The sequence below is a fragment of the Achromobacter seleniivolatilans genome (assembly GCF_030864005.1).
Classification (GTDB): Bacteria; Pseudomonadota; Gammaproteobacteria; order Burkholderiales; family Burkholderiaceae_B; genus Achromobacter; species Achromobacter seleniivolatilans.
In genome coordinates this window covers 893726-904152 of sequence record NZ_CP132976.1, presented here as the reverse complement: position 1 = coordinate 904152, position 10427 = coordinate 893726, and the positions used below count along the sequence as shown (strand labels likewise).

General features: G+C 57.6%; 10 protein-coding genes. 5 read left to right on the top strand and 5 right to left on the bottom strand.

Annotation, left to right across the window (positions count from 1 at the left end; genetic code table 11):
* Positions 1–31 precede the first annotated feature (31 nt).
* The 5 genes from RAS12_RS04095 to RAS12_RS04075 all read left to right on the top strand — a co-directional run bounded on the left by RAS12_RS04095 (position 32) and on the right by RAS12_RS04075 (position 5826).
* The gene (locus tag RAS12_RS04095; protein WP_306945394.1) at positions 32–1615 is read left to right on the top strand and encodes an ABC transporter substrate-binding protein; all 1584 of its coding nucleotides are present in this window, start codon (positions 32–34) and stop codon (positions 1613–1615) included.
* Between the two features lie 3 nt (positions 1616–1618).
* On the top strand, positions 1619–2935 hold the full coding sequence (locus RAS12_RS04090; RefSeq protein WP_306945391.1) for an acyl-CoA thioesterase/bile acid-CoA:amino acid N-acyltransferase family protein: 1317 nt from the start codon (positions 1619–1621) through the stop codon (positions 2933–2935).
* A 20-nt stretch (positions 2936–2955) separates the two neighbouring features.
* Positions 2956–4128, top strand: a complete 1173-nt coding sequence (locus RAS12_RS04085) for a CMD domain protein (protein ID WP_306945389.1) — start codon at positions 2956–2958, stop codon at positions 4126–4128.
* 251 nt (positions 4129–4379) lie between these two features.
* Positions 4380–5240, top strand: a complete 861-nt coding sequence (locus tag RAS12_RS04080) for a class I SAM-dependent methyltransferase (protein WP_306945387.1) — start codon at positions 4380–4382, stop codon at positions 5238–5240.
* Positions 5241–5514: 274 nt separating this feature from the next.
* A complete protein-coding gene (locus tag RAS12_RS04075; RefSeq protein WP_306945384.1) occupies positions 5515–5826 on the top strand; it encodes an SPFH domain-containing protein in 312 nt (103 codons plus the stop codon).
* Between the two features lie 130 nt (positions 5827–5956).
* On the opposite strand, the gene RAS12_RS04070 is transcribed toward RAS12_RS04075, so the two are convergent.
* The 5 genes from RAS12_RS04070 to RAS12_RS04050 all read right to left on the bottom strand — a co-directional run bounded on the left by RAS12_RS04070 (position 5957) and on the right by RAS12_RS04050 (position 10412).
* Positions 5957–6724, bottom strand: coding sequence for a HEPN domain-containing protein (locus RAS12_RS04070; RefSeq protein WP_306945382.1), 768 nt, complete (start codon positions 6722–6724; stop codon positions 5957–5959).
* Positions 6717–7934 carry a DUF262 domain-containing protein gene (locus RAS12_RS04065; RefSeq protein ID WP_306945380.1) on the bottom strand — a complete coding sequence of 406 codons (1218 nt, stop codon included), beginning with the start codon at positions 7932–7934 and terminating at the stop codon, positions 6717–6719. Before RAS12_RS04065 ends, RAS12_RS04070 begins: the two co-directional genes overlap by 8 nt.
* Before the next feature lie 369 nt (positions 7935–8303).
* Positions 8304–9092, bottom strand: coding sequence for a hypothetical protein (locus RAS12_RS04060; protein ID WP_306945378.1), 789 nt, complete (start codon positions 9090–9092; stop codon positions 8304–8306).
* Positions 9082–9375 (bottom strand): YuaX family protein, encoded by a 294-nt coding sequence (locus RAS12_RS04055; protein WP_306945377.1) that lies wholly within the window; start codon positions 9373–9375, stop codon positions 9082–9084. The genes RAS12_RS04060 and RAS12_RS04055 overlap by 11 nt, the downstream gene beginning before the upstream one ends.
* A 503-nt stretch (positions 9376–9878) precedes the next feature.
* Positions 9879–10412, bottom strand: a complete 534-nt coding sequence (locus RAS12_RS04050) for a HEPN domain-containing protein (RefSeq protein ID WP_306945375.1) — start codon at positions 10410–10412, stop codon at positions 9879–9881.
* Positions 10413–10427: the final 15 nt, after the last annotated feature.

Here is a 10427-nt window from a genome sequence, read left to right as displayed (position 1 = left end):
GCTAGTTCCCCCCCTACCAAGGACCCCGAACATGAAACGCCTGATTCTCTCGACCCTTACCGCCGCCATCCTGGGCGCCTCTGCCGCCGCCTCCGCCGACAATCTGTCGATCGGTTTCGCAGACCCGCTGTCGTCCTTGGACCCGCAGCTGAACAACCACGCCGGCGACCGCTCGGTGGCCCTGCACTTCTGGGACCTCTTGATTGAAAACAAGTGGAACAAGCTGCAGCCGGGCCTGGCCGTCAGCTGGAAGCCGCTGGACCCCACCACCTGGGAATTCAAGCTGCGTGAAGGCGTTAAATGGCAGGACGGCACGCCGTTCACCGCCGACGACCTGATCTATTCCTACACCCGCGCCCGCGCCGTTCCCGGCAGCGTCGCCACCTATGCCGGCTACTTGCGCACCATCGACACGATGACCGCCAAGGACCCGCTGACCCTGATCGTCAAGACCAAGGCGCCCAACCCCGACCTGCCGCTGAACCTGGCATCCGTCCACGTCGTCAGCAAGCACGTCGGTGAAAAGTCGACCACCGAAGACTACAACTCGGGCAAGGCCGTGGTCGGCACCGGCCCGTACAAGTTCGTGTCCTACACGCCGGGCGACCGCGTCATCATGGAACGCAACGACGGCTACTGGGGCGAAAAAGCCACCTGGGACAAGGTCAACTACCGCTACATCAACAACGCCGCCTCGCGCACTGCCGCGCTGCTGGCGGGCGACGTGGACGTGATCGACAAGGTGTCGGTGTCTGACCTGGCCAAACTGCAAAAGGCCGCGAACATCTCGGTCTACCCGTACGACGGCCTGCGCGTCATGATTCTGCAACCCAGCTTCAACCCCGCGCCCAACCAGTACATCACCGACAACAACGGCAAGCCGCTGGACAAAAACCCGCTCTTGGACCTGCGCGTGCGCCAAGCGCTGAACCTGGCCATCAACCGCAAGGCAATCTCTGACCGCATCCTGCAAGGCGCGGCCACCGAAGCCAACCAGTGGATGCCCAAGGACACCTTCGGCTACAACCCCGACGTCAAAGACATCCCCAACGACGTAGAAAAAGCCAAGAAGCTGCTGGCCGAAGCGGGTTTCCCCGACGGCTTCAAGCTGACGATGCACGTGCCGAACGACCGCTACCCGCAAGGCCCGGAAACGGCCCAAGCGATTGCGCAGTTCTGGACCCGCGTTGGCGTGAAGACCCAAGTGGAAGTGGTGCCATGGGCCGTGTACTCGGGCCGCGCCAACAAGAACGAGTTCGCCGTCAGCATGCTGGCATGGGGCAACGGCACGGGTGAAGCCAGCTACGCGCTGGTCAACATCCTGGCCACCGTCGACGCCAAGAAGGGCCTGGGCGCCTCCAACTGGGGCCACTACAGCAACGCCAAGGTAGACGCCGCGCTGGAACAATCCACGTCGGAATTCGACGTGGCCAAGCGCGAAGCCATCCTGCGCGACTCCGTCAAGATCGTGTCGGATGACGTGGCCATCTTCCCGCTGTTCCACTACAAGAACATCTGGGCCACCAAGAAGGGCCTGAAGGTCACCCCGATGACCAGCGACCGCACGGCCGCCATGATGGTCACCAAAGTGCCGGCCGCCGCTGCTGGTAAATAAGCCATGGCGCCGACCCTAACCATCACCCCCGCGGACGCCCTGATCGACGTGCCGCGCCAGATCCGGGTCGAGCACGTCCAGCCGGGCCAGACGGTGGAAATCACCGCGCTGACCCGCCGCAACGGCGTGCTCTGGCAGGCGCAAGCCGCGTTCACGGCAGGCGAGGACGGCGTCGTCGACCTGACCCGCGACGCGCCGGTCTCCGGCGACTACACCAGCCTGGCCCCGATGGGCCTGGTCTGGTCGCAGTCCCCCGTGGACTCGCCCAGCCGCGAACACTTCAACCACCCGGTGACCGACGCTCTGGTCACCGACGTGGTGGCCCGCGTGGCTGGCGCGCAAGCGCAAGCCAGCTTCACGCAACGGCTGGCGTCTGACGGCGTCACGCGCCAGGACGTGCGGGAAGAAGGACTGGTCGGCACGCTGTACCTGCCCGCCGGCCCCGGCCCGCACCCCGCCGTCATGATCCTGAACGGATCGGGCGGCGGCATCAACGAACCGCGCGCGGCGCTGTATGCCTCGCGCGGCTACGCCGCCTTTGCGCTGGCGTACTTCAAGGCGCCGGGCCTGTCCGACTACATCTCGAACACCCCGCTTGAGTACTTCCAGACCGGCCTGCGCTGGCTGCGCAACAAGGTTCAGCCCAAGCACGACTTCGTCGCCATCAGCGGCCAGTCGCGCGGCGGCGAACTCGTACTTCTGCTGGGCGCCACTTTCCCCAAGGAAGTGTCGGCCGTCGTCGCCTACGTACCCGGCGCCGTCGTCCACAGCGGCCAGAACGCCTGCGACCCCAAGATCGGCCGCGAAGGCCCCACGTGGCTCTTGGGCGGCAAGCCCCTGCCCCACGTCTGGGAGAACAACCGCACCGCCACCTGGGCGCCGTTTGACGAAGGCCCCTCGCCGCATCGACATGAGAAGGCCATCCTGACCGCGTTGCAAGACCCCGACGCCGTCGCCCGTGCGCGAATTCGCGTGGAGGACATCGAAGGCCCGGTCATGCTGCTGTCGGCCACCGACGATGGGTCCTGGCCGTCGAGTCTTTACTCGAAGATGGTGCAGGACAAGTTGGTGGAAGTGGAGCACCCGTATCCGGTGCAATGGCTGGACTACGAGAACGGCGGGCATTCGATTTTGTTCCCGTACGTGCCCACCACCCAGCTCGTCTACGCCCACCCCGTGTCCGGCAAGATCAGCACGAGTGGCGGGAATCCCAAGGACAACGCGCGCGCCGACCAGGAATCGTGGGAAGGCGTGAAAAAGTTCTTGGACGCGGCGGTGAAGGCCCGCGCTGCATCTGCCTCCGCCACACCGGCTGAATGACATTCAAGGAGACTATTTCAATGGCACAACAACCCATCGTCTACGACGCCGCGAATGACCTGGTGGACCGCCTCGTCGGCCTGACCGCCGACAGCAACACCTATGCCGTCCGCCACCAACGCGAAAAAGTCGCCGCCGCCACGCAAGGCAGCTACGACGCGCTGTTCGACCCCGAACTGCCCGGCCTGTCGCTGAACGAACGCCTGTTGACCGCGCTGTACGCCACCCGCATCAGCCCGTCGCCGCTGCTGGCCGCCCACTACCGCGCCCGCCTGATCGAAGCAGGAGCCGCTCCCGCCGACATCGCCGTCGCGGAATCCGGCAAACCGTCCGACGCCTCCACCCCGCGTCTGGCTGCGGTGCTGGAATTCACGCGCAAGCTGATTGAAAACCCAGTCGAAGGCGACGAAGCCGCACTGAAGACCCTGCCCGCAGCAGGCGTCTCCACGCCCGCCGTGGTCACGCTGTCGCAACTGATCGCCTTCCTGTCCTACCAGACGCGTCTGGTCGCAGGACTTGCGGCCATGAAAGACCTGGAAGGCCAGCCTGCACGCGCTGCGTCCGTCCCGCCCGCGCCGTATGAGCCCAACACCGCCGCCACCGAGCCCGGTGCGGTCATCAAGGCACACGGCTTCACCAACGAATCGCTGGAATGGAGCGCCTGGCTGGACGTCGTCACCGTAGCCACCGCCACCCCGGAACAAATCGCCGTCCTGGAAGAAAGCCACCCCAAGGCCAAGGTCTCGGACTACTACCTGTTCCTGGTCCACCAACCAGAAATCCTGCGCCAACGCTCCACCGCCTTCAACGCCATCATGTACGCACCCGGCGGCCTGTCCCGCGCCGAACGCGAACTGGGCTCCACGGTGGTGTCGCGCGTAAACGGCTGCGTCTACTGCGCATCCGTCCACGCTCAGCGCTTCGAACAACTGGCCAAGCGCAACGACGTGATCGCCCAGGTGTTCGAAGATCCGTATACGGCGGGCACGACGGCGCGCGAACTGGCGATTGGGAAGTTCTCGGTCCAGATCACGGAAGCCCAGGCGGATGTGAACGCCAACAGCATCCAGGCGCTGAAGGATGCTGGCTTGACCGAGGGCGAGGTCCTGGACCTGCTGCACTCGGATGCGATTTTTGCTTGGGCGAATCGTTTGATGCTGAACCTGGGCGAGCCGGTTTTTCCGGCGGTCTGAGTAGGACCTGCATCTGACTAGGCCCCCAGCCCGCCTACGCGGGCCCCAAAAAGGGGCTACAACTGCGGACCGGCAAAGCCGGCTCCGCGTTGTCCTCGCTATATGTATCGAGGCAGCTCGAAGTGCGGCCAACCCGGGCATATCGAAGCAGCTCGAAGTCCGGCCAACCTGGCCAATCCGCTGTTTTCGTTAAACTGACGCTTTCCGCGCCTCTACGCGCCCCGCCCCGCGCGGGGCGCTTTGCCTTCCCCATGTCCGAAAAAACCCACGACATCCGCCCCGGCCAGTCCGTCGAACTGCTAAAAGCCCTGCACATCCTCACCCGCGACGGCAAGATGAACCAGGACAGCCGCCGTAAATTGAAGCAGGTCTATCACCTGTTCCAATTCATCGAGCCGCTGCTGAAAGACGTTCAACAAGAACGCGGCGCAGTCACCCTCGCGGATCACGGGGCTGGGAAGTCTTATCTGGGATTCATCCTGTATGACTTGTTCTTCAAGGAACAAAAGGATGCCGTGAAGAGCGGGTCCCATATTTATGGGATCGAGACGCGCGAGGAACTCGTCAAGTCGTCAGAGGAACTGGCGACGCGGCTCGGGTTTGAGGGGATGTCGTTCTTGAATCTGTCAGTGGCGGATTCGATTACTTCAGATCGTCTGCCCGCAACGATCGACGTAGTGACCGCCCTGCACGCTTGCAACACCGCCACCGACGACGCGATTCACTTTGCGCTGGAGAAGAAGGCCAAGTACATCGTGGTTGTGCCTTGCTGTCAGGCTGAGGTGGCGTCGGTGTTGCGGAAGAATAAGGGCAAGGCGCTGGCTGATCCGCTGGCGGAGATTTGGCGGCATCCGCTGCATACGCGGGAGTTTGGAAGCCAGATTACTAATGTGCTGCGGTGTTTGCAGCTGGAAGCGCATGGGTATCAGGTTAGTGTCACGGAGCTGGTCGGCTGGGAGCATTCTATGAAGAATGAGCTGATCATTGCGCAGTTTAAGAATTTGCCGACGAGGAAGCCTGCTGAACGATTGACCGAGATGCTGGATCGGATTGGGTTGCAGGAGTTGAAGGATAGGTTTTTTGTGCCGAAAGCTGTGGTGGCGGCTGAATAGGTCGCTGCTTGGCTAATTGGTCTGAAGCAACGGGTAGCTTCGGCTGGTGGTGGGCTACTGACGCTTTTCAGTATTAATAGTCCGCGATCACGCTTCCGTTAGAGAGAGCGTGATCAATTTGGCACGGAGCCGCATTGCCTCCGTCGCCTAACGGGGCATACTCGCCCCGTGATCCGAAGGATCGCCCGGGTTGACAGCCGGAAAGACAGAACAAGCGGCCGCTGCAATGGCGGCCTCCTTTCTTTCATTGCGTCAATTACACCGGAGCGTCGAGATGAGCGACCACCCTTTTACCTATGACCGTTGGGCCACCCCGGATGATCCGGAGTTTGGTATTGTTCGGGTTGATGATTTGCGGAAGATTGAGCGGGCTTGCGGGGGGATTTGGGCTATTGCTAGGATTGTGGGGAGTGGTGTGGGTGAGCTTGAGGCTACGGGGACGATACCGTTGAATGCTTGGGTGGTTTCGAATTTGATGGGTGGCGTTGAGAGCATCTGCGATCAGATTGCGGATCTAGTGGGACGCACCATAAATGATCCAACGTTGGACTCCGTATTGGCAAAAGCAGTCAATGTCGCTCAGTAGGGAAACTGTGCGTGCAAACATAGGATCCACTGTTCTCAAGTCTGCTTACGGCCAATAGCAGTCGGCCAACGCATCTTCTTGACTAACTACAGGATACCGGCGGGCATCGAGGCCATGCGTGGAGAGTGGGCTAGTCATCATCTTCGCCAGCCGCATTTTGCTTCCTACGCGATAACAGTTGAAGAAGGTAAGTCATGATGCGTAGTCTCCAACGAGGAGCTCCGACTAGTGGCGCTAAGCCAGTTTTTTCTGACTGGACCCAAGCGTCAAAACTTTCGAAAGAGTTGATTGATCCTGGACTTCCTAGTGTCGGATCTGTCCAAACCAGACGTTTACACTTCAGCCACATGTCATTTGGGTTGACGGCAGCCGGGTCAGCTCGTTGTTGCGTCCTCGACATGTGAACATAGGCGCCTCGATACGAGCAAAAGGCGTCAAGATCGTTCAGCCAAGTATTGTCAACAGATGCCGCATCTAATCCTAGGGGTATCGCCATGGCAGCGATATGTTTCTCCCGGACCCCCATATTTGCATCAAGGCCTTTTAAAATGGCCAACTTTGCATCTCCGAATCGAGTAGACAGCTTACGGGCAGGCTTTTTCCCACCGGCCCCGAGTTTGTCGCCCGCTTTTAGAGAACTCATGCCACTAAAGGCAAGCATCGCGATAGATGCGCTCCCAAAGTTCCCGGAAATCGCACCGTTAAATGCTGCATGCGTAAGTTCTCGCAACGCTTCTTCGACGTAATATTCGAACTCCGCGTGGGCGAATGTTACAAATGCACGCGCTAGTTCCGAGTGAACGTCATTTGGAACTGGTGAGGCCAACGCATCATCAAGGTAGATGTTCTTCAACGTTTGAATGGAGGTCGTCAGCTTTATGAAATGACTGCTAGCCATTTGGCAGCTCAGGCATTTGAACTGGTTGGCCAATGACGCCTTCTAATGCGGCCCGCCAACTGTTATAACGAGTGCGAATGGCTGTAATGGATTTGGTGGTTCCCGCTACCGCCTGCGCAAATTCCTGATCATTAATAGACATTTTTTGGAAGGTTCCTAACAGGTCCAATCGACCTTCCTCTACCGCGCGTCTTACATTCTCATCGAGTGCTGAAGCGATCTGTACGTCAAGGACGGCTCTGTTCAGCGGACTCTCAAAATTGTCTCCCTTATATCTTCGGCCGACATGTCTCTCATTGCCGAAGGCGGCACATAGAAAAATAAGGCCATCTTCGAGGCGTTTGAGCAAGCCCTCCATTCCTTTCTGCTCCACGCCCCAGTTTGCGTTGTAGAATTCATGTGTTTCATCGAGAAACTGTTTTAAGTTGCCTCTGTATACAGAAAGTCTTGTGCTGAATGCAATTAACCGAAGCAAAAGGTCAACATCCCTCATCCGGAAATCGGGAGCCGACAAGCCAAGGATTTTTTGGATCGTCACGCTCTCCGCCGACTTAATTGAAAGAAACGCCGTGAAAGGGCCCGGCTTCATTGCTTGCCGCAGTTCTTGAGGCGACAACCGAACACTTCCTGTATTTAGTCGAATAAATACTTCATATAAGTAGTCTTCGTCGGGCCAATTTCGAATTAGAGCGCTTCGGATTGTGTGATTATCAAACTGCGTTCGCATCTGCGCCAGATCAGGCAAAGAAGTGAAGTCGTTATATGTCTTACCGTTCAGATCTGTCAGGACACGCAGGCCCGACAGTCGAAGTGAAGCAACCTTCCGCGATTCATCCCATAAAGGATGGTCATCCGGAAAATCGCCAGCGAACTGCGCAAGGGTTAGCAATCGCTGCTTACCATCAAGAACGATGTATGTGCCGCGCTGTTCCTTGCGTTCTGCCAACACGATTTGGGGAATGGGCAGTTGTAGCGCCACCGACTCAATAAAGCGGCTCTTGTTACGTAAACTCCAAGCATCCCTGCGTTGAAAATCAGGTGACAAATCGATGTTGCCCTGCTCGATTTGCTGAAGAAGCGTCCGCACCGTCCAGTCAGTACCGTACAAAACAGCATCACGAAAGCGGTCGACTGCAAGAGATGTGTCAAGGTCATCCGCCTGGTCATCTTCGAAATTAACTAGGGCGTTATCTTCATCGACATTGTTCATTGTGTACTCGTCGTATGTGTTATCTCGACGGATCATAGTTCCCGTCCTGGCAATTTTAAGCTAGGACGAGGCGCGAACTGCACCTAACGCCTGCAAAAAATACATGATATCGGACTGATAATTCAAAAGGCGCTATTTAACTTAGCGTACTACCGAAAGAGAAGTCTATAGGCGCCGGCTTTTGCAGCCTACCGACGTAGGCTAACGAGGCTTCAAAGACAGCAGCGGGTCGGAAGTCGCCGCCCGCAGGTCGGAGGACGGCGACCTGCGAAGGTCGGTCTGCAGAGGCCCTTATCTGAGGGACAAAAGCTCGCTCATCAGCTACCAATGCGGGTCAAACAATCCTCAGTCCTGCAATTTGGACATCTATTAGAGCCCGGAGATAATCGCGGATGCTAGTGTGGCGATGCTTGCCACGTGAGGCAATGCATTCAACAAGGTTGATACCACCGTCTTGCTGGGCTTCGGGGTCGCAAGCTGCGCTTCTACAGCATTGACAATTTCCATCGCTTCCTGCTTTTGTTGAGCATCAGTCAGGCTCTGAATGACTTGGCGTAGGCCGTCGATGTATTCGCGAAAGTCAGCGCCGATGTTTATGATATTCGTCGATTTGTCGACTGAGTGATTGTTGACGCGAACGTTATTTCCATTGATGTGGTAAGTGATTTGTGCTGGGCCGCTTCCGATGCTGTCCGCAGCGCTGCTCACGGACGCTGCCACATGCGATTGCTCCATGGCCATCACGTAGTCCTTGTAGTCGCGGGCAAACGGGATAAGTAACTGACGTGTGAGGCTATGCAGCTCACCAGTGAAGTTGCGCCCCACAGTGTAGTAAGTGTGCGCAAAATCTAACAACCCTCCCGGTTCTCGCGCGAACTTTTGAACCAGTAGCCACTGCAGCCCGAGCACCGCGTCCGCGCTTTCAGGCCATGCGAGACGAGCGGAACCCACCATGCTGCCTTGTGACCTAGAACTGGCTTCCAAGAAACGTTCCACATCCAGATTGACTGTTAGCTTTTGATTCAGATCCTGTAGTGACGAATCCGCAAGAAGTCGGGCAAAGGTCAGGAAGTGCTGCTCAAAGGTCTGCGACGTTGCCGCCTGCATATCGAACAGGGCATTGTTGATCCGTTTGAACAGGACCTCTCTATTCGCCATCTGACGCTTCTCCCTTCAGCCGCGCCTCGGCTGCCTTCTCGATCACGGCAGTCCTGAACGAATCCTTCATCTGAACTATCAGCGGACCGACGATCGAGTTGTTCGCGTACTTGCCCAGTCGCTCGTCAACCAACCGCTCGGACTCAGCGATCGCCGCTTCGACGCTCTCTGGATCCTCTGGGTTAAAGGACAAGGTTCCGAGCTCGCCGTTTACTGTCTCAAGCGCTTTCTGCGCTTCCGCTAAAGTTCTCTGCAGATCGTCCAGGCCTTTCATAAATGTCATAGCAAATACTCCCTATTGGTCCGTACGGGCGCAGGTAAATTGCGACACAGCAGAAACACCCTGAGCCGAATTGAAGTGCACCGTTTATACCATCATAAGAATAGCGAAACCAAAATACTGCATAGGGCGAACTAGTGTGACCTCGGCTTGCAAAAGCGATGGACTGCAATCACTTCACAGCAGAAACTGCTGGGGGCTGCTCGAACGACTGCATTGGGTCGAAAGGCGCCAATCGTGTCTGGCCGCTCTCGACCCGAAGCGGACGTTGGTCAACGGTTCTCGATGGAAGGGCCGGGCGGCACCAACATAGCTAAGGCCTCGCCTTCGCGCCTGCTTTGATCTCCGACAAGTGTTCACGATAGCCGGCTACCAGCTTCTTGGGAATGAAGACGTACTTGAGCAATTCGTCGAGCATCTCGGGATAGAGATACAGCAGCGAATTCTGAGCATTTAGGTGGTTCTTTACCTTCACCGTAGCTCGTTTCCGAACGCCGAAACAGGGGTTATGCCATAGCAACGCTGAGCGGCTTGGAGTCGCTAGAGGCCAAATCTGACCAAGCATCTTCAAGAAGTTTCTGCTCCTCGAGCGGAAGTGGCTTTCCAAAGGTCTGTAGGATTTGGCAGTATCTGCGAACCTCCCAAACAGCCAAGTCGAGATCGACAAGTATGTGTCCGTACACATGATAAGGAACGTCGATGTATCGAAACTCGCCCACCTCTGCAAGGTGTTCTATGAACCTGTGGCTTCTTTTCGAAAGTTCTATCTCGAAGGGCAGGGACTGTGTAAGAGACAAGGCTTGGGCCAGGTCATGACCCACCTTATTCGCCTTGATGCGGTTATAGAGAAGGATTCCCTTTAGATACTTCTCTATCGCTTGATGCGAAGACCAAAGAAACTGAGGAAACAGTTCGTGGCGACATGCCAATCGCGCGGCAACGTAGTCTCGGTCTGCCTGATCTCGGAATGACTGCGTGCCGAATGCATTGACGTAGCGATCCAGCTTGTCTTGCTCATTCGCGTAAGGAGCGAAGGACATAAAATTGATCTCAGA

Bases quoted from the DNA above. Each gene is read 5' to 3' on its own strand.
- RAS12_RS04095 (WP_306945394.1), top strand. From the start codon at position 32: ATGAAACGCCTGATTCTCTCGACCCTTACCGCCGCCATCCTGGGCGCC.
- RAS12_RS04090 (WP_306945391.1), top strand. From the start codon at position 1,619: ATGGCGCCGACCCTAACCATCACCCCCGCGGACGCCCTGATCGACGTG.
- RAS12_RS04085 (WP_306945389.1), top strand. From the start codon at position 2,956: ATGGCACAACAACCCATCGTCTACGACGCCGCGAATGACCTGGTGGAC.
- RAS12_RS04080 (WP_306945387.1), top strand. From the start codon at position 4,380: ATGTCCGAAAAAACCCACGACATCCGCCCCGGCCAGTCCGTCGAACTG.
- RAS12_RS04075 (WP_306945384.1), top strand. From the start codon at position 5,515: ATGAGCGACCACCCTTTTACCTATGACCGTTGGGCCACCCCGGATGAT.
- RAS12_RS04070 (WP_306945382.1), bottom strand. From the start codon at position 6,724: ATGGCTAGCAGTCATTTCATAAAGCTGACGACCTCCATTCAAACGTTG.
- RAS12_RS04065 (WP_306945380.1), bottom strand. From the start codon at position 7,934: ATGAACAATGTCGATGAAGATAACGCCCTAGTTAATTTCGAAGATGAC.
- RAS12_RS04060 (WP_306945378.1), bottom strand. From the start codon at position 9,092: ATGGCGAATAGAGAGGTCCTGTTCAAACGGATCAACAATGCCCTGTTC.
- RAS12_RS04055 (WP_306945377.1), bottom strand. From the start codon at position 9,375: ATGACATTTATGAAAGGCCTGGACGATCTGCAGAGAACTTTAGCGGAA.
- RAS12_RS04050 (WP_306945375.1), bottom strand. From the start codon at position 10,412: ATGTCCTTCGCTCCTTACGCGAATGAGCAAGACAAGCTGGATCGCTAC.